This window comes from Acidovorax sp. (assembly GCF_046294525.1).
Taxonomy (GTDB): Bacteria; Pseudomonadota; Gammaproteobacteria; order Burkholderiales; family Burkholderiaceae_C; genus Acidovorax.
Genome location: NZ_JBKBKQ010000032.1, coordinates 13,233 through 38,553 on the forward strand (window position 1 = coordinate 13,233; position 25,321 = coordinate 38,553).

A 25,321-nucleotide genomic window follows, 5' to 3' on the forward strand; every position below is an offset into this window, starting at 1 on the left:
TTGTTGGTTACGCGCGACCGTGACGGGTGGCGCGCCACCGTCAAATGCCGAACACCTTCAGCACCGAATCCAGCACGCCCTCCAGCCCGCGCCGGGCGCGCCCGCCGCGCAGCTGGGTGTGGGGCATTTCCTCGTACACGTAAAAGCCCGGTGCGGCGCAATCTCCCTTGCTCTCATCCGCATCGGCGGCAGCCGCAAAGTGGTCGTTGAACAATCCCTGCTTGCCCAGAAGGTAGGCGCCAAACGTATCGCTACGCCGTGTGGTGTAGGCCAGGTTGGGGTTGAAGCCAATGGTGGCCGCCTGCTGGATACTGCGTCCCTCCTGCGCCTGCTCCACCCTGACGCCGCGGCAGCCCTGCACGATGAGCTGCGCCGGCCCATGGAAGGCCAGGTAGCGCAGCTGCAGCGTGAGCCAGGCATGCAGGCTGCCCAGGCGCCAGTGAGGGGTTATGCGCAGGGGCGCGCCCCGCTGCTGCAGCATACCCACCAGGTTGTGCGGCTGCATCACCAGCGCGGCGCCCTCGGGCAGGTGCAGCACGGCAATTTCGCTGTGCGGGTCTTGCGTGGCCGACACCACGTAGTGGGCCGTGGCGGGCGTGCGCACCCGGGTCAGAGCCACCAGGCCCGCCGCGAGGCTGGTGAAGGGGTACTGTCGGCTGAACAGCCAGCAGGTGTCCTTGTCGCCCTGCACGGCGGTGCTTTGCAGAAACTCGGGGTGGACCAGCAGCTCCTGGTCGGGCTGCAGCGGCACCGCGCAAGACACACCCGAGGGGCCCGACGCCAGCGCCACCGCGCCCAGGCTACCCGGCAGCAGCCGCACTGGCGCGCAGCGCTGGGCCAGGGGCGCCACGCCAAAGTACAGCAGGGCCTTGATGCCCAGCGGCGCGAGCACGATGCCCGCCAGAATCCACAGCGCCACCGGCAGCACCTGCTGCACGGGGGTGGCCATGCGGCTCAGCCAGTGCTGCCCGCGCTCGGCCAGCAGCTGGGCCTGGCGCGCCTGTAGCGGCGCCGCCACGGCCTGCAGTGGGGCGATGTGGGGCTCGAACGCGCCCAGCGGCGCGGGGGCCGGGCCGGCGGCCGACAGCCGGGCCTGCTGCGCGGTGTAGTCGGCGGCAGCGCGCTGGTTGGCGGCCAGCAGCGCGGCCTGCTGCTGGCGAAGCGCCTCGCAGGCCGTGCGCTCGGGGGACTCCAGCGGCAGGCGGCACTGGATGGGGTGGGCCTGCAGCAGCGCCTGGCGTTCGGCCTGCACGGCCTGCCACTGCGCATACAGGCGCTGGTGATCCTGGCGCAGGCGCTCTAGCTCGGCGCGCTGGTGCTCGGCGCTTTGCGTGGCTTGCAGGCGCCAGCGCAATTCCTGCACATAGGCACGCTCCTGCTGCAGCAGGGCGATGTCCACGTCCAGCCGCAGGCCCTGCAGGTGGACCTGCACAAACGGGGTGCCGGGCTGGCCCAGCGCGCCCAGGTTGCCCAGGCCGGTGAGGCTTGCGCGCTCTTGCTGCTTGGACTGCAGGCGCGCATCCAGCGCCTGCAGCCGCTCGGTCAGCACGGCCAGCGGGGCTTGGGCGAGCTGGGCGGTGCGCTGGCGGCTGGCGGCGGCCTCGGCGTCAATGTGTTGGGATACGGCGCCCTGGGCCGCCTGCAGCTGTGCGGCTTCTGTCTGCAGCGCCTGCCATGCGCGCCACTGCGCCCAGCCCCACTGCGCCAGCAGCAGCACGCAGCAGATGAGCACGAACGACAGGAAGTGCCGCAGCACGTAGCGGCCAAGGGCCGCGGCCAGCGCAATCACGGGGCAGTTTCTCCCGGGGGCACCGCGCCCCCCGGCGGCAACTTACCACGCGTGTCGGGTCAGTTGGCCTTGTTGGCCGCCTGCGTCTTGGTGTAGACCTCCATCACCGTGGCGAAGTCGCGCTCGAACTGGATGGGCAGGAAGGTGTCGTTGCCCGGCAGCAGCTGGCGCAGCTTGGGCGAGAAGTTGTAGCTGTATGAGCAGCGCTTCACACGGTTTTGCAGGTCGGCCGATACGTCCTTGCCCATGGTCCAGGTCTCGGTCATGAACGGTGGGCTCTCCCACAGCGTGCGGATGCTGGAGCCCTTCACATCGCCCTTGAGCACCATGCGCTGGTACAGGTCGCTCGCCACAGCAGCGGCGGGGTAGAAGCCGTGCATCACGCCGGTCACCGATCGCTCGTGGCCGTTGGAGAACACCACCTCATAGTTCTTGTCGGGGTTCAGGCCCAGCGCCGGGAACAGCGCGCGCGGTGCCAGGTTGCCCGAGTTGGACGTGGGGGTGGTGTGCGCAATCTTCTTACCCACCAGGTCTTGCGGCTTAGTGAACGGGCTGTCCACGCGCGAAATCAGGATCAGATGGTAAGAATTGCGCTTGCCCGTGGCCTTGTTGCCCGGCACGGCAAACGGCGCGGGCTGGCCGGCGTTGACCAGTTGGGGTACCAGGCCGGGGTTTACCTGGGCCAGCTGCACCTTGCCGCTCTGGATGCCTTCGATCAGGTCCTTTTCGCCCAGCGTATCAATGTTGGTGCTTTTCTCCAGCGATTCGCCCTGGATGTTGTGCAGGTCGATGTTGCCGCAGCGTGCCAGGTGGTTGAAGTAGTCACCCCACAGCAGCATGGTCTCGGCCTTGGCGTAGGTCTTGGGCATGGCCACCACCATTTTTTCGCGGGGGCTGTTGGCAAAGCTGGGGGCTGCTGCAGCGGCGTTGGCAGCGGTAGCGCGGGCCGGGGCAGGGCGCTCGGTCTGGGCGGCCACGGGCCCCAGCATCAGGGTGGCGCCGGACAGCAGCGCGCAAAAACGGGTATCGAATCGCATGGTGGGTTTCCTCCTGTGTGTGCATGTGTGAGCGGGCTCACGCTCGGAGCGCCGAGTATGCATGAACGTTTTGTGACAATCGCGCACCCTGGCGACTTGTGCGGCGGAGGCTGCGGGTGGACGTTTTGTCCACCGCAGCGCCCCGGCCATGGACAAGCCCGCGAGGGACAAGCCCCGCCCCGCCGCCCACAATTCCTCTGCATCACAACGCTACTTGCCGCGCTTCCCATGTCGCAAAACACCCTTACCCTCCAGCTGTTCTTTCAGGACGCGATCAAGCTCAAGACCGCGCAGTTGGCCTACCAGTACCTGTGCGCAGACAACACAGAGCAGGCCCAGCGCTGGGCCGACAAGCTGGGCGCCACCAGCCTCGATGCGCTGTGGAATGCGGAGTGGTTCAACACCTCCGTGTCCGCCGAGCCCACGCACTTGGTGCTGCAGTTCGACACTGGCACCAGCGACGATCTGCCCCTGCGCCAGATCGAAGGCCTATTCAGCCACGGCCTGCGTGCGGCGGTGCTGGAGGTGTTCTATGACCAGGTTGGCGAAACCGAACGCATGCATTTCGACCAGGGCCAGTGGGTGTCGCGCAAAGACTTTATGGATGCGAACCCGCAGTGGCGCACGGTGGTGGAGCCGGTTGCAACCCCCGGTGAAGATGACGACGAAGGCGAAGAAGACGACCGCTACGCCTGCTCCAAAGACCCCGCCAAGCCGCTGGCCGTGGCCAAGCTGCGCCAGCAGGAGGAAAAGCGAAAGCGCGAGGCGCAGGAGGCCGCCGAGGCCTTTGTGGAAATGGCCCGCGCCATGGGCAAAAGCGGCAAATCGCCCGTCCAGGGGCTCATCGCGGTGCTGCTGCTGCGCGCAGGGTTCAAGGGCCTGGTGCACGCGGTGGTGTTCACCGTGGTCACCGTGCTGCTGTTCAAGGGCTTCTGGCTGTGGATGGGCCTGGGGCTGGTGCTGGCCGTGGCGCTGCCGCTGTACTACATCCTCACCGAATACAAGGAGCTGCACGGCGACGACGGGGATGACGGGGACGACGACCCCGGTGAGCAGGGCCCCGTCACGGTGATGGCGCCCCAGTAACAAATACCAAGGTCATCACATTTCAGGAAAACAACAACATGCTGACGCAGATCGAATGGTGGGGCGGGATTATTTTTGTGCTGGGGGCGTTGACCTACCGCATGGTCATGGGCGCGCTGGAAAAGCCTGCGCAAGGCATTCCCTGGTACCGGCTCATGATGCACGTGTTCTTCCTTGCGCCGGCCGTGCTGCTGGCGGGCTACTTTTACCCGCTTACGCAGCCCGCGCTGCAATACGGCTACCTGGCACTGCTGGGCGTCGCGCTGCTGGTGGTAGGCGTGATGCTGGTACAGGAGATGACGGGCGATGCGGGAGATGATGATGCAGCCGCAACTGACAAGACAACAAAGGGGGAGGGAGGAAAGGGCGAAGCCGGCGAAGACCGCGAAGACACCGAAGAGCCCGGCTGGCTGATGTCGGTGGTGGGGGCGACGGTGCTGTACAGCCCGGTGCTGACGGCGTGCGGTCTGGCCTGCACCAAGGCCTGGCCTATGTTGCAGCCGATCATGCGGCCGCTGTTGTAGCCCTTTGGGGCGGGTGGCTGGCACCGATGACAATCCCCGCCAGCCATCCGCCGCGTTTTTTTCAGGGCACCCTTTCGTGGGTGCCCGTTTGCCCACAGCTCCGTCCCCCATGGCCGCCACCGATTCCTTTGCCGACCTTTTGTCCATCTACATGCGCCGCATCCGCGCCAGCGCCTCCGGCGTGGCCACGGAGATCGGCCTCAGCCGCGAGGCCGTCAACAACTGGCGCAACGGCATCTCCGTGCCCAATGCGCGCTCGCGCGACAAGCTGGTGGCCTGCACCCGCTACCTGCGCTTGACCGAAAGCGAAACCAACCGCCTGCTCAGCGCCGCAGGCTTTGCGCCCGAGTTTCCGCTGCAGGCCGAATCCACCGGCGCGCAGCCCTTTGCCGTATTTCAGGACAAGGTGTTTGCCCAGCTTGCGCAGGCCGTGCCGTACCCCATCTCGCTGCTGCTTTCGCCCGCGCATTGGGGGCAGCCGCCATTTCGGCACGAGCTGCTGCAGCGCGCCCGCGCGCAGTACGGCGAAGGCTCGGTGCTGCACATCCAGCCGCCCTACAGCGTGAGCACGGTGCCGGCCGAATACTTCGCCGCCATCGGCCGCCAGTGCGGTCTGGGCGAAGTGGCGTCGGACTACGAATTCGAATCCGCTCTGGAGCGCCGCCTGCTGGCGGGCGAGCGCATCTTTTGCCTCGTCAGCCGCTTCGAGCAGGGCACGCCCGCGCTGCGCGAAACCCTGGCGGGCATCCTGCGCAGCCTGAGCGAGATGCACAGCGGCCGCCTGCATCTGCTGCTGTGTGGCGGCGAGGCGCTGGCCGACCTCAAGTACCGCAGTGGCGACCTGTCGCTGCTCAACATCGCGCAGGTCCACCATTGGCCTGATCCCACATTGGGCGACTTGATGCAGCTGGCCCGCCACCGCTGGCCCGACCAGCCCTGGACCGAGCCCGTGGTGGCCGCCTTGCGGGCGCTCAGCGGCGGCCACCCCGCGCTGTTTGAAGAAGGCTTGCAATGGCTGGTGGACCACCCTGGTGCCGACACCTGCCTGAACGAAGGACAAGCCGCCTGGAGCGCGCTGCGCACCCACCTTGCCAGCAGCGCCCGCCTGTGGCAAACGTTCCTGCCGCTGGCGCAGGCTCCCGCCACGCGCGCGCGCCTGCAGCAACTGCTGCACGCCGACGACCTGGGCCGCGCACGGCCCTATCTGCAAGACGACGAACTGCGCAGCCTGTTCTGGGGCAACCTCGTCCATGTGCGTGGCACGGGCGATGCCGCGCGCCTGCACTGGCGCTGCCCCACCGTGCGCGATGCCGGCTTGATGGTGCTGGAATCATGCTCGGCCGACTGAGCCCGCTGCTGTCCAAGCCCGTGGTGCGCGGCGTGGTCATTGCGCTGGTTACGCTGTTTGTGGCCAGCGCCCTGTTCACGCCCCAGCTCAACCCGGCCACACGCGGCCGGTTTTTGGCGGCCATGAACGTGGGCCCGGTGTGGGGCGAGCTGGTGCAGTGGCGCGTGGCCATGATCCAGGCGCGCAACGAGCTGGACGCCTGGCCCACAGACATCCACAAGTACGCGCCCGCCATTGCCAACCCGCAGCTGCGCGTCACCTCGCCGCGCCCCAACGTGCTGCAGGCCGACATTGCCCATAACCCCGAGCTGGGCAAGCTGTCGGGCACCCAGGTGGTGGTGGAGCTGCAGCCCGGCACGAACCAATGGTCGTGCCGCCCTGGCAACCCGCCCATCCCCGTGGGCTACCTGCCCATCAACTGCCAGGCCGGCAGCACCGACGACTTTGAGCCCGCACAACCTGCGCCAGACGCCGACCCTTTTGGCTGGATGCGCTCGCTGATCGCGTGGTGTGCCGTGATCTTTGCCGTGGGCGCCGTGGTGTGGGTGGTGCGCCACCCGCTCATCGGCGCGGGCCAGCTGCGCCCGCAGCGCCTGCGCCGCACGCCGTTGGCGCGCCTGCCGCAGATCGACCGGCTGCTGCGCTGGCTGCGCCGGCTGGAGCCCACGCTGCTGGCCGCCGACATCCGCATGGTGGACTGGCGCCGCGCGGTGGCGTGCGCCCAGGCCACCGGCAGCGAGCGCGCCCCGGCCCTCGCTCGTGCGCTGGCCGAACGCGTGTCGGCACGCTGCCAGCCCAGCACCGACTGGGCGCTGCCCGGCGAGGTGTTTGAATGGCAGTTCCCGCCCGACCTGCCGGTATCGCTGGACCGCTGCCTGGTCTTTGTGCCCACGCCGGGCATTGACGAGGCCACCGTGCTGCGCCAGCTGCGTGCCCTGCAGACCGGCAGCGACGTCCTGCTGATCCTGGGCCAGCACAGCGTGGACACGCCCTGGCCCTTGCTGCAGGCCCACGCGCAAGACCGCGCCAATCTGCATGTGATCGCCGACAGCGCCAGCCAGACCGAATGGTTGATCGGCGGCGACGCCCTGCAGGTGCTGCTGCGCCTGCTGGCCGCGCAGCTGCGCATCACCCGCATCTCGCCCTACCAGACACGCGGCGGCGTCACGCGCGAAGGCGCCTTTTTTGGCCGGGCGCAGCTGCTGGCCCGCGTCATCAACCGTGAGCCCGCCAACTACCTGGTGGTGGGTGGGCGCCAGCTGGGCAAGAGCAGCCTGCTCAAGGCCGTGCAGCGCCGCATGGCGGGCCACCCGCACACCGTGTGCCACTATGTCTCGCTGCGCGACCACCGGCTGGCGCCGCGCATGGCGCTGCAGTTTGGCCTGGCGGCCGACACGCCGCTCGAAGCCATCGTGGACCATCTGCAGGCACAGTACCAAGGCAAGCGCCTGGTGCTGCTCATCGATGAGGCCGACCTGTTCTTCCGCGCCGAGTCGGGCAGTGGCTACGTGCAGCTGTCCACCCTGCGCGCGCTCAGCGAAGAGGGCCGTTGCTGGTTTATGCTGGCGGGCTTCTGGGATTTGTATGCCACGGCCGTGCTGGACTACCAAAGCCCACTGCGCAACTTTGGCGAGGTGCTGGCCATCGGCGGCCTGGAGCGCGATGCCTGCCGCGAACTGGCCACCGAGCCGCTGCGCAAATTGCGCCTGGGCTTTGACAACGAAAAACTGGTGGGCCGCCTGGTGGACGCCAGCGGCCAGCGCGCCAACCTGGTCGCCATCCTGTGCCAGGAATGCCTGGAGGCGCTTCAGCCCAACGAGCGCGTGATCGAGAAGCGACACCTGGACCAGGCTCTTGCCTCGCAGGCCGTGCAGGACGCCCTGGCCGGCTGGGGGCGCCTCAGCCACGACGAAGCCGCCTGCCGGCTCGACCGCATCGTGGTCTACCACACGGCCCAGGCCGGGCAGGCCAGCCTCGTCACCCTGGCGCAGCTACTGCAAAGCCACGGCATCGAAGGCGATGCGCAGGCGCTGCGCCAGTCGCTGGCGCGCCTGCAGCTGGCCTATGTGCTGCGCAAGCACGAGGGCGGCGAATACCGCTTTGCCATCCCGCTGCTGCAAGACCAGTTCGAGCCCAGCGAGGTGGAGCTGCTGCTGCACCAGGAGCTGGCCGTGGCGGCCAAGGCCTGATCCGGCTCCGCTGCGTCATCTTTCAATTGAATGATTCTTTATGGTCACTGCATCGTCCTCTGTCACCCTTGAATACGACATCGGGTTCGACAAGCTCATCGCCGAGATAGAGCGCCTGGTCCGTTCCGGCGTGCAGCCAGACCGCATCAGCGTGTCCCAAGATGCCGCGATGCAGTGGGCGTGCTCCGCGCACTGGGCCTATTACGACCGCCCGGACGACACCAGCGTGCCCCGGCGGGTGGATGCTCAATTCGCGCTGCTGCGCCTGCTGCTGCAGAAGGGTGGCGACCCCAACCGGCGCAAGAACCGCAATTCGACCCCACTGGCCGTCTGCTGCGCGGAGTTTCCGAGCCACGCGGAACACCGCGCACTGGAGCGACTGGCGCTGGTGCTGGCCGCCGGTGGCGACCCGCGCAAGACCAAAGACCCGGCGTTGTGTATCGCCCTGGGGCTGGGTGCCATGCGCGGCGAGATCTTCAGCATGCCCTTTCGGGACGACGCCCCGGCCGGGCATGCCGAGACAGTCCTTCAGGCCATCGACCTGCTGCTCCAGGCCGGTGCCGACATCGAGGCCATGGACCACCGCGAGATGTTCAACCCGGTGCTCATGGCCGCCTCCATGGGCAGTGTGCCGCTGCTGCGCTTCTTGAAGGACCGCGGCGCCAACGTGCAGTTCACCACACCCGCGGGCACTAATGCGCTGATGCATTGCGCGGGCGACGTGGAGGGGCTGGACCAGAGCCGCGCGGGCATCTCGGTGGCATGGCGGCGCGAGGGCGATCCGGTGGCCGCCACGCGCCAACTGCTGGAGTGGGGCCTGGACCCCGCCGCCGCCAATGCGCGTGGCCGCACGCCGCTGCGCCTGGCGGTGAGCGCGGGCAACCTGGACGTTGCGGTGGTGCTGGCCGAAGCACTTGCGGCACGAGGTCAGCTGCTGGCGGCGGATGTGCGCTTGTTTCGCGGCACGCCCCAGCACGATGCGGTGGCGGCACTGGGCTCCAGCGCACCATCCCAAAAAGCCGGCAAACCAAAGCCTGCGAGCGACGGCGCCGCCCAGCGCGCCACTTGGGCACGCGCCACGGGCCTGATCGACGGCCCCACCGATTGGCAGCCCCGCCAGTACCCGCAGTGGCTGCGCGACTGCCTGAAGGCGGTGGTCGAGCAACTGGCTTGCGGCGCGGACCCGCGCGTGCCGCCAGGCCTGCTGTACCTGGAGTACGACGGGCACTTCCGCAGCCTGCGCCTTTCGCGCACCAAGTCGTACCTGAGCCGTAGCGGTGCTGTGGAACTGGAAGCACAGGTTGCTGACTGGAAAAAGATGACCGTGCGCTTCGCCCAGCTGGACGGTGACGACTGGGTGCGCCGCGAGGAGATCGACTTCCCCATGGAGCCCGGCGTGCCGCCCGCCACCGATCGACTGTGCGATGCCATCGGCCAGCTGTGCGCGCGCTACTTTTCCGCCAAGGCATGACTGCCCGAGTTCCTCCGCACCGCCACACCCACCCCGACCCATGCCTGCATCCACCACGCCGCTGCCTCACCCGATGACCGCCGCCAAACCCAAATGGACCAACCGCATTTACGGCCCCATCCGCGTGCTGAACCACGCCGATGGCTTGCATCTTGAAAAATTCACCGATGCCGACCTGGACCAGATCGCAGGCTGTGACGACGTACTGGAGATCGACCTGCGCAGCAACCGCACCGCGCGGCCGGTGGACCTGGTGCGCCTGGTGCACATCACCGCGCTGCGGCGGTTGAGCCTGGAGCGCGTGAAGTTCACCAACCTGCAGGCGCTGCGGGCACTGCCGCATCTGCAGTCGCTGCAAATTGCGCACTGCGACTTCCAGGACTTCGAGGCGCTGAACGGCTTGCAGATCGAAACGCTGTTCCTGTGGAACAACAAGATCAAGGCCTTCCCGCCCGGGCTGAACCTGCCCCGGCTGGACAGCCTGTACCTGTCGCACAACCGCATTGCCGACGTGGAGTTTGTTGCGAGCTACCCCACGCTGACCCAACTGCACATCAACGGCAACCAGGTGGCCGACCTTGCTCCGCTGACGGCCTGCACCGCGCTCACGCGACTGTGGGTGGATGACAACCCCCTGACCACGCTGGCGCCGCTGGCGGGCCGCCGCTTTGAGCGCCTGCATGTGGACAACGCCTTGTCGGCCGAGCGCGCCGCGCTGCAGCTGGAGCTGCCCGAGCCCATCTACGAGCAGGACGCCGAGAGCGCCGAGGCCTGGCGCGTGGCGCAGCTGATGGAAGCCCAGGACTGGCCGCAGCTGTACGCCATCACTTCACCGGCGCTGCTGGGCAGGGCCTTTTCCAACCTCGTCCACGGGCATGCCAATGCCGACATGATGCGTGGTGCCCTGGCGCATCCGGCACCCGGCGCGTTCGAAGCCATGGTGGCAAAGGGCCTGCGGCCGCACTACGTCTCGGTGCGCGAGCAGCTGGTGGAGGTGTTGAGCGCCTACGGCGAGCGGCTGGTACCACCGCTGGCCCGGGCGTTTGAGGATCTTCTGGCCCAAGGCTACGTGCACGATCCGGCGTTCTATGCGGGCAAGTTCAAGCAAGAGCACTTCACGCTGGCGCGCATCCTGCAGCAGGTGGCCAGCCCTGCCTTTGCCGACCTGTTTCTTGCCTTCTTCGCGCAACGCGAGAGCTTTTCGCAACTGCACCTGGAGCTGTACAAATGGCTGCTCGACGTGGTGGGCAAGACGCAGTCGCCCGCGCTGGTGGAGCCGCTCATCGACCTGCTGCGGTTTGAAAAGCACATCCTGGGCGGCGACGCGGCCTTCATGAAGAAGATCTTCAAGGCCATCGGCCAGTTGGGGAGCGCTGCGGACGCAGCGCTGCTGGCTGGCCGGTTTGATGTGTCTGCCGAGTTGCGGCCCGACGTGGCCGACGCGTACCACGCGACGGTGGCGCGTTTGCAGAAGAGCAAGAAGAAGGCGAACGCGGGGTGAACTCGGTGCCGGGGATTTCTCTGGCATTCAAAGTGCCGAATCGAACAGCGGCGAACGCCGTTTCGGGACCAACGCATTCGGCTCGTGGCCCATCAATTTTTGAATCAAATTGGGCGCTAGCGCTTTCTGGATAAGCGCTGACAGCTATGAATTTTGAATTTCACACCGGTGACCCCAGCACCACGACCGCACCGCGCTTGCGCCCGGTCTCCACATAGGCATGTGCTGCCGGCAGGTCGGCAAACGCGTAGGCGCAGTCCAGCACCGGCCGCAGCGCGCCGCTTTCCGCCAGGTCCATCAGCGTCTGCAGGTCTTGCGGCCGTTCGGCGGCGGGGCCGCCAATGCTGCGGCGCGTGCCGCGTGGGCGGGCCAGCACTTGCGCCAGGCTGCCTGCGATGCACAGGTAGCGCCCATGCTCGTGCAGGCGGGGCAGGCAGGCCGCAAAACTGCTGGCGCCCACGGTGTCGGCAATTACGTCCCAGCGCTGCGATGACTCGATGAAGTCGCGCTGGGTGTAGTCGATCACTTCATGCGCGCCCAAGGCCTTCACCCAGGCGGCGTTGGCGCCGCTGCACACGGCCGTCACCTGCGCGCCGCGGTGCACCGCCAGTTGCACCAGTGCGTTGCCCACCGCGCCCGATGCGCCTATCACCAGCACCGATTCGCCCACTAGCACCTCGGCCTTGTTCAAGAAATGCAGCGCCGCCAGGCCACCAAAAGGCAGGCTGGCCGCGTCGGCAAATGACAGGCGTGCGGGTTTGTGCACCAGCGGCCGTGTGGCAGGCAGCAGGCAATAGTCCGCATGGCAGCCCATGGTCACGCCCGCTACGCCCACCACCGCATCGCCGGGCGCAAAGCGCGTCACACCGCGGCCTACGGCCTCCACCACGCCCGCCACGTCCGTGCCCAGAACAGGCTGGCGCGGCCGTGTGATGCCAAACGCCAGCCGCCCCAGCAGGCCGAACCCGCGCGGGAGCTTTTGCGCACGTACGCGCATGTCGGCCGATGACACGCTGGCTGCATGCATGCGGATCAAAACGTCGTTCGGGCCGGGTGTGGGGCGGGGCAGGGTGCGCAGCTGCAGCACCGCTGGGCTGCCATAGGCAGTGCAGGCCCAGGCCCGCATGGTGTTGACGGTAGCAACAGAGGACATGGATGACAAACAGATGGAGGGCAGGCAGATGGAGGGCAGGCAGGTGGAGGGCGGGCAGGTGGAGGGCGGGCAGGTGGAGGGCGGGCAGGTGGAGGGCGGCGCGTCGACACGAATCCGGGCGGAGGCAGGGACAACCGCGCAGCCTAGACCGGGTCGTATGGCGTATGCAACCCTCCCGAGGGAGGGTAGGCTTGCGGCTGAATAGACCCAACTCCCCATCCAGCCCGCAAGACAAACGCCCCGCGCCACACCGCTCTAACAGCCGCCATGAACGCGACCCTGTACACCATCGCCTACCCCGACTGCGCGCACGCGGACCTGCGCACCATCGATGCCTGGCGTGCCGCCCACGACTCCGCCGGCCACGCGCTGGTGCGCCCGCATTTCACCCTGGTGTTTGCTTGCAACGCCGTGGACGAAGGCACGTACCTGGCGCATGTGGCAGCGGTGGCGGCGCGCTCAGCGGCCATTCCGTTTCACTGCCGCTACGCCATGCTGGGCGCAGACGCTCACAGCCCGCGCGCCCATGCCTATCTGGTTCCTGACGAAGGCCATGCCGCGCTGTCCCTGCTGCACGATGCGTTGTACACCGGCCCGCTGCATGACCAGTTGCGCCTTGATCTGCCATACACGCCGCACATCACGGTGGGCACGTTTGATTTGGCCGCGCACGCGCGCCAGTGGTGCAGCGACCGCAACCGGGAGGGCGTGTCGGTGCCGGGTCGCGTGACGGCGTTGTGGGTGGGGCAGGTGGTGGATGGCAGCTTTGTGCACCGCGGGCAGTTTCCGCTGCTGGGCTAGATCAAGAATTTGAGCAAAATGTCGCTCCAGCGCTTATCCAGAAAGCGCTGGAAGCTATCAATTGCATAGTAAACGCGGTGAACCCGCACCACGGTCCCCGCACCACGCGCCACACCTCAGCGCTCGATCATCTCCTGCACCTTGGCCGCCAGCGCGGCCACGTCGAAGGGCTTGGTGATCACTTCCATTCCAAAGGCCAGCAGGCCGTTGCCCACGGCAGCGTTTTCGGCATAGCCGGTGATGAACAGCACTTTCAGGTCGGGCCGCGTCACGCGGCCCGCGTCGGCCACCTGGCGGCCGTTGAGGCCGCCGGGCAGGCCCACGTCGGTCAGCAGCAGGTCGATGCGGCGGCTGGACTGCAGCACGTGCAGGCCCGCAGGGCCGTCGCCGACAGAGATCACGTTGTAGCCCAGGTCTTCCAGCTCCTCCGCAATCAGGCCGCGGATGGTGGCCTCGTCCTCGATCAGCAGCACCACCTCGCCGTCGGCCCGGTGGTCAAACGTGGGCGGGGCGTTGGCCTCGGTCTGGTCTGCCTCGCCCATGTAGCGGGGAAGGTACAGGCACATGGTGGTGCCTTCGCCGGGCACCGAATAAATGCGCACCTGCCCGCCCGACTGGCGCACAAAGCCGTACACCATCGACAGGCCCAGGCCAGTACCCTGGCCCATGGGTTTGGTGGTGAAGAAGGGGTCGAACGCGCGGGCGATAATCTCGGGCGTCATGCCCACGCCGGTGTCGGTCACGCACAGCGATATGTACTGGCCAGCGGGCAGGTCGCGCTCGGCGGCGGCGCGGTCGTCCAGCCACTTGTTGGCGGTTTCTATGGTCAGGCGGCCGCCGTTGGGTGCCATCGCATCGCGGGCGTTGATGCACAGGTTGAGCACTGCGTTTTCCAGCTGCGACGGGTCCACCCGCGTCAGCCACAGCCCGCCGGCGCCCACCACCTCGACCTCGACCGAGGGCCCCACGGTGCGCCGCACCATCTCTTCGATGCCGCCCACCAGGCGGTTCACGTCGGTCGGGCGCGGGTCCAGCGTCTGTCGGCGCGAGAAGGCCAGCAGACGCTGGGTGAGCGATGCAGCGCGCCGCACCGCACCCTGGGCCATGCCGATATAGCGCTCGGTGTTGTCAAACTTCTGCGCCTTCAGGCGCTTTTCCAGCACCTGCAGGCTCGCACCCATGCCCGCCAGCAGGTTGTTGAAGTCGTGCGCAATGCCGCCGGTCAGCTGGCCTATGGCCTCCATCTTCTGCGACTGGCGGAACTTGGCCTCCACCTCCATCAGCTCGCGCGTGCGTTCGTCCACTTTGCGCTCCAACGACTCGTTCATCTCGCGCAACTTCGCCTCGTTCTCGCGCAAGGCCAGCTCGCTGCGCACACGCTCGGTGGCGGTGCGGGTGCGGCCGGCAATCTCGCGCATGAACTCGATCTCCTCCTGCGCCCATTGCCGCACCTCGCCGCTGGCCACAAACAGCATGGCCACCAGGCGACCCTGTTCCACCACCGGTGCGCTCATCAGCGCGCGGGCGCGCAGTAGTTCCAGCCGCTGGGCGTGTGCGGCGGTGCGCGGGTCGGCACGCACATCGTCGATGGCCACGAATTCGTCGCGCTTGTGGTCGCTCACAAAGCTTCCGTACTTGCGCAGCGGCAGCAGCCCGTGCAGCGAGGGCACGCCAGGGTGCGTCCAGTCGCATTCCACCGTCAGCGTTTCCGCATCGTGGTCGATGGCGCCATACCCCGCGCGGCAGGCTTTCAGGGTTTCGCCCAGGATCCGCGCCGCCGCCTGGCTGATGGCGTGCACGCTGTCCAGTACGCGCAGCTGGTGGGTGAACTCGATGAGCGCATCGCGCCGCGCCTGCGCCACCACGCGCTCAGTCACGTCCAACCCTTCGACAAAGATCCCGGTCACGGCGCCCACGGCATCGCGGATGGGCTGGTAGACGAAGTCCAGGTAGCGCTCGCTCGGCGGCGCGTCGGGCTGCTGGCGGATGTCGAACCGCGCCCCGAACGCGGTGGCCGCACTGCCACTGGTATACACGCCGTCCAGCATGGCGACATAACCTTGCTCGGCGGCTTCGGGAAGCGCTTCGGCCACGGTGCGGCCCAACATCGTGCGGTCGCCTACCAGTTCCATGTATTTGGGATTGGCCAGCTCGATGCGGTGCTGCGGCCCCTGCAGTAGCACCATGAAGCTGGGCGACTGCTCGAACAGCTGGGCAAAGCGCTCGCGCTCCATCAGCAGGCGCCGGTCGGCCAGCACCTTGTCGGTGGTCTCCACCACAAGCGCCTGCACCCCCACGGGCGTGCCATGGTCATCCACCAAGGCCGAGTAGTAAAGGTCCACCCACAGCGGCCGGTACGCCCCGTCGCGGTTCAGGGTCAGCTCCTGGTTCTTGTAGTGCAACGTGCCGCCGGCCAGGCAGACCTTGAGCACCCTGTCGTTCAGGTCGGCTGCCTCGGGCCAGGCCTCGCGAACCTCCATGCCCAGCAGGCCCGGGTGGCGTGCGCCTGAAAAATCTGCATACGGGTCGTTGTAGATCAGCACGCCCGATTCGCCCCACAGCGTGGCTATTGGCATGGGACAGCGCAGCATGTTGGCCAGAGCGCTGGCCAGGTGGTGCGGCCATTGCTCCAGCGGCCCCAGGTCGGTGCTGGCCCAGTCGAACCGGGCAATCAGCTCAGCCATTTCGCCCCCGGTGGAAAGAATCAAGGCTTCGTTCGAAGGGGAGCCTATGGGCATGTGCGGCCTGTAACGGTTGACGGGGTTGAGGGATGCGGCTGGGTCACCCGGGGGTGCAGTGGCCGGGGCCATGATAGGAGGGCCTTGCGCGCGTGCTTGTAGGCGGGCGCCGCTGTGTGGGGCTGAATCGCAGTGCCGTAGGTCCGCAATTCCCTTGGTTCGACTAGTCCGGCCGCTGTTGCATGACCAGCGCATACAGCGCCTGCGCCGCAACCGACAGGCTCTCGTCCCGCCGCCGCACCAGGTAGATCTGCCGCGTGAGCCCCGGCAGCGACAGCGGCCGCGTGACCAGCCCCGGCTGGTCAAAGTGGAACAGCGTGAGCGCGGGCACCACGCTGATGCCCAGCCCGGCGCGCACCATGCCCATCACGGTGGCGAGCTGCTCCACCTCCATCAGCGTGTGCATGGCCTGTGGGTGCAGAGCGGCCTCCAGGTACTGGCGCACGCTGCTGGTGCGCGCGAGGTGGATGAAGGGCCAGGCGGCCAGGTCCTGCGCGGTGATGGCTTTGCGCTTGCTCGCCAGCGGGTGGTCGGCCGGGCACACCAGGTAGAAGTCGTCGCTGCAAAACGGCTCGGCCTGCAGCGCGGGCGTGTCGGCGCGGATGGCGGCCAGCGCAAAGTCGGCATGGCCGCTGGCCACGCGGTCGATGCAGGGCTCGGACAACACATCGGCAATGTCGATCTCGATGCCTGGGTGTGCGGTGCGGTACTGCGCCAGCACGCCTGGCAGCCAGCCCGCCGCCAGTGACGGCAGCAGCGCCACGGCCACACGCCCGCGCTGCAATGTGGCCGTGTCACGCACTGCGGCCAGGGCGCTGGTGATTTCGGCGCGGATGCGGCGGGCCGACTCCAGGAAGTTCTGCCCCTCGGGCGTCAGGTCCACATGCCGCGTGCTGCGGTCGAACAGGCGCAGCCCCAGGTCGTCCTCCAGCGCGCGGATGAGGGCGCTGAACGCGGGCTGCGACAGATGGCACAGCGTGGCGGCGCGTGTGAAGCTGCGCTGCTCGGCCAGCGCGAGGAAGGCGTCGAGCTGGCGGCTGGAGAGGTGGGGGGCGCTCATGCGGAGGGAGTTTGATTCATCTGTAGTTCAGATGGATTCATAAGAACAATCGATTTCACAGAATACAGGGATGTTTCTACAGTCGGCTGCAGGAGACAACGGATTCATGCCGAACGACCAAAAAAACAACCTGCTGGTGGGCTGCGCCGCCGGCTTCTCGGGCGACCGCACCGACGCGGCCCTGCCCGTAGTGCAGGCGCTCATCGCCAGCGGCCAGCCTGCGGTGCTCATCTTCGAGACCTTGGCCGAGCGCACGCTGGCGCTGGCCCAGCTGGCGCGCCGCACCGACTCCGATGCTGGATATGAGCCGCTGCTGGTGGACCTGCTGCGCCCCGTGCTGGCGCAGTGTCTTGCGCACGGCGTGCGCATCGTCAGCAACTTTGGCGCGGCCAACCCCCACGGCGCCGCGCGCCGCATCCATGCGCTGGCGGCTGAGCTGGGCCTGGCCCGCCCGCGCATCGCCGTGCTGCAGGGCGACGACCTGAGCGGCCTAGAACACCGCGCGCTGCTGCAAGGCGCGCTGGGCGCTGCGATGCCCACCGAGCCCATCGTCAGTGCCAACGCCTACATTGGCGCGCAGGCCATTGCCGACGCGCTGCGCGCGGGCGCCGACATCGTGGTCTGTGGCCGTGTGGCCGACCCTTCGCTGGTGCTGGGCCCCGCGCTGGCGCACTACGCGTGGGCATTCGACGACTGGGATCGGCTGGCCCGCGCCACCATGGCCGGGCATCTGCTGGAATGCGGCGCACAGGTCACAGGCGGCTACTTTGCCGACCCTGGCTACAAGGACGTGCCGGGCCTCGCCCGCCTGGGCTACCCCATCGCCGAGATCGACGCCGACGGCCACTGCACCATCACCAAGCCCCCCGGCACGGGCGGCTGCATCACCGAACGCACGGTAACGGAACAGCTGCTGTACGAGCTGCACGACCCGGCGGCGTACCTCACACCCGATGTGGTGGCCGACATCACCACCGCCCGCGTGACCACGGTGGGTGCCGACGCGGTACGGCTGAAGGGCGTGCAGGGCCACGCGCGGCCTGCCACGCTCAAGGTCAACGTGTGTTTTGAATCGGGCTGGTTTGCCGAGGGCGAAATCTCCTACGCCGGCCCGCGCGCCGAAGCCCGTGCCCGGCTGGCGGGCGAGGTGCTGCGCGAGCGCCTGCAGGGCCTGGGCCCGCTGCGCATCGACCTGATCGGCGTGACCAGCATCTTTGGCGATGACACCAGCCGCTGGCTGGATGCACCCGCCTGCAGCAACGATGAAGCCCGCGATGCCCCCCGCGATGTGCGCCTGCGCGTGGCCCTGCAGCACCGCGACCATGCCATCGCCCAGCGCCTGGTGCGCGAGGTGACCGCGCTCTACACCTGCGGCCCTGCAGGCGGCGGCGGCGTGCGCACCGCCATGCGCCCGCGCCTGGGCACCGTGTCGTGTCTGGTGCCGCGCGAGGCCGTGGCCGTGCGTTTTGAGATGGTGGATTGAGGACTCAAACTATGACCACAACACACCATACTGTGACTGTTCCTTTGTATCGCTTGGCCCACAGCCGCACCGGCGACAAAGGCAACCGCTCCAACATCAGCGTCATCGCTTGGCACCCGGCGCTGTGGGATGTGCTGGTCGAACAAGTCACCGAGGCCGCCGTGGCGCAGCAGTTTGCGCAGCGCCGCCCGCGCCAGGTCACGCGCTACCTGCTGCCCCAGCTGCAGGCCATGAACCTCGTGCTGGACGACGTGCTCGACGGCGGCGTGAACGACGCGCTCAACCTCGACAGCCACGGCAAGGCACTGAGCTATCTGTTGCTGGACATGCCTGTCACGGTGCCTGCCCACCTGGCGCCGCACTTTGGCGGCCCCACGGCCTAGACCTTTGATTTCGTTTTTCCATCCATACCAACACCAGGAGACAACATGACCCCTTCATCCCCCCGCCGCGCTCTGCTCGCCACTGTTGCCGCACTGGCGCTGGGCGCATTGCACGCCCCAGCAGCCTTGGCCCAGGCGGCCGGTGCCTACCCGGCCAAGGCCATTACCTTTGTCGTGCCCTTTGCCGCAGGCAGCGCCACCGACCAGTTGGCGCGCGCGCTGGGCCAGTCCATCACCAACGACACCAAGCAGCCCGTGGTCATCGACAACAAGGCAGGCGCCAGCGGCATGATCGCCGCGTCGGCCGTGGCCAAGTCGGCGGCCGATGGCTACAGCGTGCTCATCACCACCAACACCACACACGCCGCCAACGAGCATCTGTACAAGAAGCTCTCGTACGACCCGGTGAAGGACTTCGCACCCGTCACCGGCCTGGGCAAGGGCGGGCAGGTAATGGTGGTCAACGCCAATGCTCCGTACAAGAACGTGGGCGAACTGCTGGCGTTTGCCAAGCAGAACCCCGGCAAGCTCAGCTTTGGCAGCGGCAGCTCCTCCAGCCGCATGGCGGGCGAAATGCTCAAGCAGCTCGCGGGCGTGGACATCCTGCACGTGCCCTACAAGAGCAACCCGCTGGCCATCACCGACCTGCTGGGCGGGCAGATCGACTTGATGATCACCGACACCTCCACCGGCGTGCCGCAGGTCAAGGCGGGCAAGCTGCGTGCGCTGGGCTACTCCACGCAAAAGCGCAGCGCGCAATTGCCCGATGTGCCCACGCTGGACGAAGCGGGCGTGAAGGGCTATGACATGGGCTACTGGTTTGCGGCCTACGTGCCCGCAGGCACGCCCACGCCGGTGGTGGCGCGTCTCAACGAACTGCTGGCGGCCGCCACCAAGAGCGCAGCCGCCAAGAGCTTCTTTGACAACGCGGGCTCCGAAGCCTGGACCACCACGCCCGATGAACTCGCCAAATTCCAGGCTGCCGAAACACAGAAGTGGGGCCGGGTCATCAAGGCCGCAGGCATTGCGCCTGAGTAGTAAATCGGCCTCCAGCGCTTATCCAGAAAGCGCCGGTAGCTATCAATAGTGAAGCGTAGCAGCGCGCCGGGCAGCAGGGCGTTCACCCGCCCAGCGTCCGCACGATCTGCTCGTACATCGCGTCCACGGCCTGCGAGCGCTGCGACACCTTGCTGCGCAGCACGGCCACGTGCATGGCATCGAGCGGCGGCAGGTCGTACTCCGCAGGCAGGTTCTGCAGGATCTGCAGATGGGTCGGAACGCTGCAGCGCGTGAGAACGGCCACCGCCAGGCCGCTTTCCACGGCGGCCAGCTGACCCGCCAGGCTGGAGCTGTGGTACACGAGGCGGTAGGCCCGCCGCCGTGTGCCCAGCGCGGCCAGGGTGGCCTGCCGCGCCATGCTGGTTGACTCGTACACCGCGATTGGGAGCGGGTCGCGACGCCACACCTCGAACTGCGGCGAGCCCACCCACACCAGTGGCTCGTCAAACAGAAAGCGTCCACGCTGCGGCTTGTCCTGCGAGACCAGGGCCAGGTCAAGTTCGCCGCGCGTGATGCGCGGAATCAGCGAGGTGGACTGCTCGCAGGTCAGCTCAATCTCCACCCCCTGGTAGCGGTGCGCAAAGCTGCGCAGCACCGGCGTGAGGTAAGCCGACGCATAGTCGTCCGGCACTCCCAGCCGGACCCGGCCCGCCAGCTTGGGGCCGAACAGCGCAGCGTGCGCCTCGGCCTGCAGGTCCAGCACGCGGCGCGCGTAGGACAGCAGCTCCGCGCCCGCCGGCGTCACCTCCAGGTGGCGCGGCCCGCGCAGCAGCACAGGGCGGCCCAGTGCGGTCTCCAGCTTCTTGATCTGCATGCTCACGGCCGACTGCGAGCGGTGCACCAGCGGCGCCGCGCCCGAGAGCGAGCCCGCATCCACCACGGCCACGAAGGCGCGCAGCCAGTCGATCTGAAAGTCAGGGTAGTTCATGGGCGGTTTGCTTTGAATTCGTTTATCGAATGATATCTGTTCGATTTATCCGTTTTACAGCGTGACCAGAAAACGGGAGCATTGGCGGCATGAACCACTCCCCATCCGGCACTGCAGCATCGCCATCCCTTGCTGCCACCCCACTGCCAACCCACCAGCGCGAGCGTGACGGCCAGTGGCTGCTCATTGCCGGCGGCGTGCTGCTGGGCACCATCGGCGTGTTTGTGGAAGAGGCGGGCCAGCACCCGCTGGTCACCGTGTGGTTCCGCTGCGCCTTTGGCGCGCTGGCACTGCTGGCGTGGTGCCTGGCTACAGGGCGGGGGCGCGAGCTGTTGCTCAGCGGCAAGGCGCGTTGGGTGGCTTGCGCCACGGGCGTGCTCATGGTGATGAACTGGGCCATGTTCTTTGCCGCCATCCCGCGCACATCCATTGGCGTGGCCACGGTGGTGTTTCACATCCAGCCCATCTGGGTCATCGTGATCGGCGCGCTCTTTTTGCGCGAGGCCGTCTCGCGCACGCAGTGGCTCGCCACGCTGGCCGCGTTGGGGGGCTTGGTGCTCACCACCGGGCTGCTGGACGGCGCCGCTGCCACCGGGGCAAGCACGCAGGCCAGCAGTGGCAGCTACCTTGCCGGTGTGCTGCTGTGCCTGGGCGGCTCGCTCTGCTACGCGGGCGTCACGCTGCTGGCCAACACGCAAAAAACCATCAGCCCCTACGCGATGGCCATGTGGCAATGCCTGGTGGGCACGGTGGCGTTGGCGTGGGCACCCTGGGTGCTGGGCTGGCCGCCGCTGGGTACAGCCTGGGGCTGGTTGCTGGGCCTGGGCGTTCTGCACACGGGGCTGGCCTATGTGGTTTTGTTTGCCGGCATGGCGCGGCTGGGGCTGGGGCGCATTGCGGTGCTGCAGTTTGTGTACCCGCTCACGGCGGTGCTGGTGGACTGGGCGGTGTATGGGCGCACGCTGAGCCCCGTGCAGCTGGCCGGTGTGGGGCTGATGGCAGGGGCGCTGTGGACGATCCGTCGGCCCAGGCTCGCCAGCTGACTGGCGGCTACTGTGCCATCAGCCGCACCACCACCGGCAGGTGATCCGAGCCCAGGTTCGGTCCGGTGCTCGCATCCACCCTTAGCCACCCCGGCGAGGCCAACACATGGTCCAGCGGCAGTACGGACAGCCAGCCCCAAGCGTTGGGCCAGGTGGGCAATATGGGCCCTGCGCGGCGCATCTGCGCTTGCTCCGCCCCCCACAGGCCGCGTGCCCAGGGCGTGGTGTTCAGGTCCCCCGCCATCAGGCCCAGTCCGCCGGCCTGGGCGAGGTGCCGGGCTTCGTCCTGCAGCGCCTGGTCGCGCGCGCGGCTGAAAGCGCTGCTTAGCGGGGGCATGGGGTGCAAGGCACTCAAGTGCACTTGCCGGTCGTTCCATGTCAGCGTGGCGCGCAGGCGCAGGGTGTCGTGTTCGGTGCGGGGATGCAGCACCTGCGCGTCATTCAAAGGGTAGCGCGACACAATTGCCAGCCCAAACGGGTCGGGCTGCGGCGCCGTCAGGCGGTGCGGGTAGCGCGCGGCGATGGCGGGGTTGTGCGCCAGTGCGGCGTGGGCCAGCTGGGTGTACTCCACCAGCACCAGCACGTCGGGCGCGTCAGCCGATTCCAGCCACTGCGCCAGCGGCGTGAAATCGCTGGTGGCCAGATTCAGGTTGGCCGTTCCCAGGGTCAGCACAGGCGCATCGGCACGCCGGGCGGATGCCTGGGTCAAGATGGCCGGCTGCCACAAGAAGCACGTCGTCAGCACCAGCGCTGGCAACACCTGCCACCACGCGCGCTGCAGCGCCAGCAGCACACCCAGGGCCATCACACCCACGGCGGCATACAGCCATTGCCAATGTGCGGCCAGCTCCGCCAGCCATTGCAACATCGGCATCTGGTCGATGGGCAGCATGCGGGACACCGGGGCTGTCAGTGCGCCCAGGGCGCACAGCCAGGCCAGCCATTGGGCGCGGGCAGAGATGAAGCGGGAAACCGTCGAACGGGTGGGCATGGCTACGGACTACAAGCTGGGACGCGGCATTGTGCGCGCCACATCCTTCGTGGCCGCGTGTGCCGCTTCCGGTGGAGGTGGCCCTCATGCATTCAAAGTGCGCGTTCCGCCACGGGAACCCACACCACATTGCGCTGCGCACATTCCGCCTCGCCAGGCGGCTGCCACAGGTCGCTGGCCAGCTCAAAGATGTGCGGTGGCACCACCATCGAAAACGTTGCGCCCTGCTGAGTATTTCGCCGCAACACACGCTCGCGCCGCAGCTCGCGCGGGGCGTCCAGCACGTACACCACCACGGCATCCGTCCATGGTCCCATGCGTTCATAAAAGGCGTCGCGTTGCGCCTGCTGAATCAGGCCCACCTCCAGCACCACATCGCCACCCGCATTCAGCACGGCCTCGGCAGTTTTCCAGATCTGCGCAAGGCAGCGCAGCGTGCGCGGCACGTACCAGGCCATCACGTCCGCCGTGTCTGGGCTGCTGGGCCGGTCCGGCGAAAACAGCGTGGCCATCCAGTCGTCCAGGTTCAATGGCACAGCGCCGTGCTGCTGCACCAGTTGACGCACAAAGGTTGATTTACCCGCGCCGACCGGGCCAATGACCAGGTGAATGCGGGGCGGGGTGGCGCTGGCAACGCTTGCAGCGGCGGGTTGCGTGAAGGACGTGGGCATGAGAAACGGCTCCAGAAATGCAAAAAGCCCTCTCTGCAAGCAGGGAGAGCTTTCAAACGAAGGGCGAAAAAAAGCCCTCGACGGTGGTGGAGGGCTTTGTGGTTCGCTCCGACCCAAGGGATCAGACGCGATGAGGCAGTGTAGGTGCCCGCTGCGGGCTGCGTCAACCCAAGGGTGCCGCGGTGTGGCGATTTCCGAACAGCGCTCAAGGCGCTTTGGCTGCCGCGATGTGCCGCTGAAAAAAGGTCACCACCTGCGCGTTGAACTTCTGGTGAAAAGCCACCCGGTCAAACCCCGGTGCATCGCGGCAAATGTCCGGCGCTGCCTCGGCCAGCGCTGGCGAGCAGGGCGCCAGAAAGGCGAAGTGCCCGGCATTGGCCGCCAGATGCCAGTCGGGTGCGCTGGGCAGGCCCTGGCGCACCGTCTCCACGCTGTGCAGCGTGACGCCATCACCACCCAGGGCCGAGGCCCATAGCTGGACGGGGGTTTTGACGTGCCCCAGGCCCTTGGCATCGAAGACGCTCAAGGGGTCGAGGATGACTGCCGCCCGAATGCGCGGGTCCGGCGCGGGCGTGGCGGGGATTTCTTTGCGCCGGATCTCGCCGCACAAGGGCCGGGTGGATAGCGGCGAGCACAGGTCTTGCCGTGACGTCCAGTCCGGCACGGCGCCGATGGCCACCAGGCCCGTGTAGCCGCCGCGTGAAAAGCCAAAGAAACCGACCTTGCCCGCGTCCAGCTGCGCGCGCTGGGGCCAAGCGCCCAGCATGTAATTCGTCAGCCGCTTCATGTCCACCGGCCGCGAGGCAAAGGCCGACAGATAGCCCTGGCGGCTCAGATCCTGAAAGTTGTCACCCGGGTGGCTGATGGCGGCCACCACATAGCCCGCATCGGCCAGCGTGGCCGCCGTGTCGTGGTGCCCCAGGGCCGATCCGCCCGCGCCGTGCGACACCACCACCAGCGGCAGGCCCTGGCCAGCTACGGGGCAGTCACGCGTGCCTTGCAGCACCAGCGGCGCCAGGTCAATGCGGCCCGGCGGCGTGCTGCAGGGCGACCACACGGCGCCGCGCAGCGCGGGCCCGTCCTTGTCTGCAGGCACCTCGATGAAGGCAAAGCCTGCAGCGTGGGCCAGGGTGGCGGCGCAGCACAGCGCTGCGGGCAAAAGGGAACGAAAGAGCCAGCGAAAACGGGTCATAGGGAGGTGGTGGGGCGGATGGGAATCAGCAGGTCGGTGCGCAGGTCCGCCTGCGCGGCGTTGCGCGGGGAGTTGAGGTAGTGCTCCAGCGTGGGGCGGTCGTCCGGCTCATAGCCGCTGGCCGGGAGCCAGCGTGTGTGGATGGCCGCCAGTGCCGCGTTGATGCGCGTATAGGGGCCGGTGAGTGTGTGGCGTGCATACAGGCCTGCCGGGATGTCCAGCCGTTCCAGCCCGTTGTCTGCCGCTGAGGGCGCTTCGGGGAGCACCACGGCCGCGTAGTAGCGAAAGCTGCCGCCCAGGTCTTGCGGGTCTCCGCACGATGCGCCCAGCCGGTGGGCAGCGCGCTGCCCGCACTGCAGGTACAGCTGCCGTTGCGTGTGGGGAATGGTGGATGGCGGCCCCTGGTGGCGCAATGCATGCAGGCGCTGCGCCGGGCGCTCGACGATCTGCACGGCCAGCGTTTGCTCGGCCTTTGTATGCACGTTTGCGTGCGCGTTTGCGGCGCCGGGATCAAGGATGAGGCGGTGCATGTCCCGCTGGAACGCCCGTGGCGACTGCCCGGTGAACTGGCTGAACGCACGGGTGAAGGCCTGCGGGCTGTCGTAGCCCACCTCCAGCGCCACCTGCGTGATGCTCTGCCCGCCTTGCTCCAGCAGCCGCGTGGCTAACGCCAAGCGCACGCGGCGCACCGTGGCGGCCACGGTTTCGCCCGCAATGCTGCTGTAGACGCGGTGGAAGTGGAAAGGGGAAAAATGGGCAATGGCGGCCAGGTCCTCCAGCCGATGCGCTGCCAGCGGGTGCGCCACGATGTGGGCGACCACGCGGGCCACGCGATCGCGGTAGTGCTGATCGGCGCTCTGGTCCAGGCTCATGG

21 protein-coding genes are annotated in these 25,321 nt (G+C 67.7%); 11 read left to right on the forward strand and 10 right to left on the reverse strand.

All coding sequences use genetic code 11. The features are described from left to right. Positions 1-40 precede the first annotated feature (40 nt). Both ACK4HJ_RS20460 and ACK4HJ_RS20465 read right to left on the reverse strand, forming a co-directional pair. On the reverse strand, positions 41-1,789 hold the full coding sequence (locus ACK4HJ_RS20460; protein ID WP_409834983.1) for a hypothetical protein: 1,749 nt from the start codon (positions 1,787-1,789) through the stop codon (positions 41-43). A gap of 59 nt (positions 1,790-1,848) precedes the next feature. Then, positions 1,849-2,826, reverse strand: a complete 978-nt coding sequence (locus ACK4HJ_RS20465) for a PhnD/SsuA/transferrin family substrate-binding protein (RefSeq protein ID WP_409834986.1) — start codon at positions 2,824-2,826, stop codon at positions 1,849-1,851. 228 nt (positions 2,827-3,054) lie between these two features. On the opposite strand from ACK4HJ_RS20465, the gene ACK4HJ_RS20470 reads away from it, so the two are divergent. The 6 genes from ACK4HJ_RS20470 to ACK4HJ_RS20495 all read left to right on the forward strand — a co-directional run bounded on the left by ACK4HJ_RS20470 (position 3,055) and on the right by ACK4HJ_RS20495 (position 10,945). Further along, complete coding sequence (locus tag ACK4HJ_RS20470; RefSeq protein WP_409834988.1) at positions 3,055-3,912, forward strand: hypothetical protein; 858 nt, start codon at positions 3,055-3,057, stop codon at positions 3,910-3,912. A 38-nt stretch (positions 3,913-3,950) separates the two neighbouring features. After that, positions 3,951-4,436, forward strand: coding sequence for a hypothetical protein (locus ACK4HJ_RS20475; protein ID WP_409834990.1), 486 nt, complete (start codon positions 3,951-3,953; stop codon positions 4,434-4,436). Positions 4,437-4,545: 109 nt separating this feature from the next. Beyond that, positions 4,546-5,784 (forward strand): hypothetical protein, encoded by a 1,239-nt coding sequence (locus ACK4HJ_RS20480; protein WP_409834991.1) that lies wholly within the window; start codon positions 4,546-4,548, stop codon positions 5,782-5,784. Continuing rightward, on the forward strand, positions 5,769-7,973 hold the full coding sequence (locus ACK4HJ_RS20485) for an ATP-binding protein (RefSeq protein ID WP_409834993.1): 2,205 nt from the start codon (positions 5,769-5,771) through the stop codon (positions 7,971-7,973). Before ACK4HJ_RS20480 ends, ACK4HJ_RS20485 begins: the two co-directional genes overlap by 16 nt. 40 nt (positions 7,974-8,013) lie before the next feature. Beyond that, the gene (locus ACK4HJ_RS20490) at positions 8,014-9,444 is read left to right on the forward strand and encodes an ankyrin repeat domain-containing protein (protein WP_409834995.1); all 1,431 of its coding nucleotides are present in this window, start codon (positions 8,014-8,016) and stop codon (positions 9,442-9,444) included. Between the two features lie 40 nt (positions 9,445-9,484). After that, on the forward strand, positions 9,485-10,945 hold the full coding sequence (locus ACK4HJ_RS20495; protein WP_409834997.1) for a leucine-rich repeat domain-containing protein: 1,461 nt from the start codon (positions 9,485-9,487) through the stop codon (positions 10,943-10,945). Positions 10,946-11,105: 160 nt separating this feature from the next. Here ACK4HJ_RS20495 and ACK4HJ_RS20500 read toward each other — a convergent pair whose 3' ends face one another. Further along, entirely contained in the window at positions 11,106-12,098 is a 993-nt protein-coding gene (locus ACK4HJ_RS20500; protein WP_409834999.1) for an NAD(P)-dependent alcohol dehydrogenase, read from the reverse strand. Between the two features lie 267 nt (positions 12,099-12,365). On the opposite strand from ACK4HJ_RS20500, the gene ACK4HJ_RS20505 reads away from it, so the two are divergent. Beyond that, positions 12,366-12,899 (forward strand): 2'-5' RNA ligase family protein, encoded by a 534-nt coding sequence (locus ACK4HJ_RS20505; protein WP_409835001.1) that lies wholly within the window; start codon positions 12,366-12,368, stop codon positions 12,897-12,899. A 116-nt stretch (positions 12,900-13,015) separates the two neighbouring features. Here the strand turns inward: ACK4HJ_RS20505 and ACK4HJ_RS20510 are convergent, their stop codons facing one another. Beyond that, on the reverse strand, positions 13,016-15,637 hold the full coding sequence (locus ACK4HJ_RS20510; protein WP_409835003.1) for an ATP-binding protein: 2,622 nt from the start codon (positions 15,635-15,637) through the stop codon (positions 13,016-13,018). Between the two features lie 163 nt (positions 15,638-15,800). Beyond that, the gene (locus ACK4HJ_RS20515; protein WP_409835005.1) at positions 15,801-16,697 is read right to left on the reverse strand and encodes a LysR family transcriptional regulator; all 897 of its coding nucleotides are present in this window, start codon (positions 16,695-16,697) and stop codon (positions 15,801-15,803) included. A gap of 106 nt (positions 16,698-16,803) precedes the next feature. Here ACK4HJ_RS20515 and ACK4HJ_RS20520 point away from each other — a divergent pair, with 106 nt between their 5' ends. The 3 genes from ACK4HJ_RS20520 to ACK4HJ_RS20530 are packed head-to-tail and all read left to right on the forward strand — an operon-like array spanning position 16,804 to position 19,601. Further along, on the forward strand, positions 16,804-18,180 hold the full coding sequence (locus ACK4HJ_RS20520) for an acyclic terpene utilization AtuA family protein (protein ID WP_409835007.1): 1,377 nt from the start codon (positions 16,804-16,806) through the stop codon (positions 18,178-18,180). 11 nt (positions 18,181-18,191) lie between these two features. Further along, complete coding sequence (locus ACK4HJ_RS20525; protein ID WP_409835008.1) at positions 18,192-18,563, forward strand: hypothetical protein; 372 nt, start codon at positions 18,192-18,194, stop codon at positions 18,561-18,563. Positions 18,564-18,608: 45 nt separating this feature from the next. Beyond that, positions 18,609-19,601 (forward strand): Bug family tripartite tricarboxylate transporter substrate binding protein, encoded by a 993-nt coding sequence (locus tag ACK4HJ_RS20530; RefSeq protein WP_409835010.1) that lies wholly within the window; start codon positions 18,609-18,611, stop codon positions 19,599-19,601. An 82-nt stretch (positions 19,602-19,683) separates the two neighbouring features. On the opposite strand, the gene ACK4HJ_RS20535 is transcribed toward ACK4HJ_RS20530, so the two are convergent. Beyond that, positions 19,684-20,550, reverse strand: coding sequence for a LysR family transcriptional regulator (locus tag ACK4HJ_RS20535; protein WP_409835011.1), 867 nt, complete (start codon positions 20,548-20,550; stop codon positions 19,684-19,686). An 89-nt stretch (positions 20,551-20,639) separates the two neighbouring features. Here ACK4HJ_RS20535 and ACK4HJ_RS20540 point away from each other — a divergent pair, with 89 nt between their 5' ends. After that, entirely contained in the window at positions 20,640-21,593 is a 954-nt protein-coding gene (locus ACK4HJ_RS20540; RefSeq protein WP_409835013.1) for a DMT family transporter, read from the forward strand. A gap of 7 nt (positions 21,594-21,600) precedes the next feature. Here the strand turns inward: ACK4HJ_RS20540 and ACK4HJ_RS20545 are convergent, their stop codons facing one another. The 4 genes from ACK4HJ_RS20545 to ACK4HJ_RS20560 form a co-directional block, all read right to left on the reverse strand. Further along, complete coding sequence (locus ACK4HJ_RS20545; RefSeq protein ID WP_409835015.1) at positions 21,601-22,584, reverse strand: endonuclease/exonuclease/phosphatase family protein; 984 nt, start codon at positions 22,582-22,584, stop codon at positions 21,601-21,603. Positions 22,585-22,676: 92 nt separating this feature from the next. Next, the gene (locus tag ACK4HJ_RS20550) at positions 22,677-23,255 is read right to left on the reverse strand and encodes an AAA family ATPase (protein ID WP_409835016.1); all 579 of its coding nucleotides are present in this window, start codon (positions 23,253-23,255) and stop codon (positions 22,677-22,679) included. A gap of 205 nt (positions 23,256-23,460) precedes the next feature. Then, positions 23,461-24,447, reverse strand: a complete 987-nt coding sequence (locus tag ACK4HJ_RS20555) for an alpha/beta hydrolase family protein (RefSeq protein ID WP_409835018.1) — start codon at positions 24,445-24,447, stop codon at positions 23,461-23,463. Then, the gene (locus ACK4HJ_RS20560) at positions 24,444-25,319 is read right to left on the reverse strand and encodes a GyrI-like domain-containing protein (protein ID WP_409835019.1); all 876 of its coding nucleotides are present in this window, start codon (positions 25,317-25,319) and stop codon (positions 24,444-24,446) included. The genes ACK4HJ_RS20555 and ACK4HJ_RS20560 overlap by 4 nt, the downstream gene beginning before the upstream one ends. Between the last annotated feature and the right edge of the window lie 2 nt (positions 25,320-25,321).

Excerpts from the sequence above, each read along its gene's own strand:
- ACK4HJ_RS20490 (WP_409834995.1), top strand. The coding sequence starts at position 8,014 with ATGGTCACTGCATCGTCCTCTGTCACCCTTGAATACGACATCGGGTTC.
- ACK4HJ_RS20520 (WP_409835007.1), top strand. The coding sequence starts at position 16,804 with ATGCCGAACGACCAAAAAAACAACCTGCTGGTGGGCTGCGCCGCCGGC.
- ACK4HJ_RS20475 (WP_409834990.1), top strand. The coding sequence starts at position 3,951 with ATGCTGACGCAGATCGAATGGTGGGGCGGGATTATTTTTGTGCTGGGG.
- ACK4HJ_RS20555 (WP_409835018.1), bottom strand. The coding sequence starts at position 24,447 with ATGACCCGTTTTCGCTGGCTCTTTCGTTCCCTTTTGCCCGCAGCGCTG.
- ACK4HJ_RS20550 (WP_409835016.1), bottom strand. The coding sequence starts at position 23,255 with ATGCCCACGTCCTTCACGCAACCCGCCGCTGCAAGCGTTGCCAGCGCC.
- ACK4HJ_RS20495 (WP_409834997.1), top strand. The coding sequence starts at position 9,485 with ATGCCTGCATCCACCACGCCGCTGCCTCACCCGATGACCGCCGCCAAA.
- ACK4HJ_RS20530 (WP_409835010.1), top strand. The coding sequence starts at position 18,609 with ATGACCCCTTCATCCCCCCGCCGCGCTCTGCTCGCCACTGTTGCCGCA.
- ACK4HJ_RS20515 (WP_409835005.1), bottom strand. The coding sequence starts at position 16,697 with ATGAGCGCCCCCCACCTCTCCAGCCGCCAGCTCGACGCCTTCCTCGCG.
- ACK4HJ_RS20510 (WP_409835003.1), bottom strand. The coding sequence starts at position 15,637 with ATGCCCATAGGCTCCCCTTCGAACGAAGCCTTGATTCTTTCCACCGGG.
- ACK4HJ_RS20470 (WP_409834988.1), top strand. The coding sequence starts at position 3,055 with ATGTCGCAAAACACCCTTACCCTCCAGCTGTTCTTTCAGGACGCGATC.
- ACK4HJ_RS20525 (WP_409835008.1), top strand. The coding sequence starts at position 18,192 with ATGACCACAACACACCATACTGTGACTGTTCCTTTGTATCGCTTGGCC.
- ACK4HJ_RS20500 (WP_409834999.1), bottom strand. The coding sequence starts at position 12,098 with ATGTCCTCTGTTGCTACCGTCAACACCATGCGGGCCTGGGCCTGCACT.
- ACK4HJ_RS20505 (WP_409835001.1), top strand. The coding sequence starts at position 12,366 with ATGAACGCGACCCTGTACACCATCGCCTACCCCGACTGCGCGCACGCG.
- ACK4HJ_RS20485 (WP_409834993.1), top strand. The coding sequence starts at position 5,769 with ATGCTCGGCCGACTGAGCCCGCTGCTGTCCAAGCCCGTGGTGCGCGGC.
- ACK4HJ_RS20465 (WP_409834986.1), bottom strand. The coding sequence starts at position 2,826 with ATGCGATTCGATACCCGTTTTTGCGCGCTGCTGTCCGGCGCCACCCTG.
- ACK4HJ_RS20540 (WP_409835013.1), top strand. The coding sequence starts at position 20,640 with ATGAACCACTCCCCATCCGGCACTGCAGCATCGCCATCCCTTGCTGCC.
- ACK4HJ_RS20545 (WP_409835015.1), bottom strand. The coding sequence starts at position 22,584 with ATGCCCACCCGTTCGACGGTTTCCCGCTTCATCTCTGCCCGCGCCCAA.
- ACK4HJ_RS20480 (WP_409834991.1), top strand. The coding sequence starts at position 4,546 with ATGGCCGCCACCGATTCCTTTGCCGACCTTTTGTCCATCTACATGCGC.
- ACK4HJ_RS20535 (WP_409835011.1), bottom strand. The coding sequence starts at position 20,550 with ATGAACTACCCTGACTTTCAGATCGACTGGCTGCGCGCCTTCGTGGCC.
- ACK4HJ_RS20560 (WP_409835019.1), bottom strand. The coding sequence starts at position 25,319 with ATGAGCCTGGACCAGAGCGCCGATCAGCACTACCGCGATCGCGTGGCC.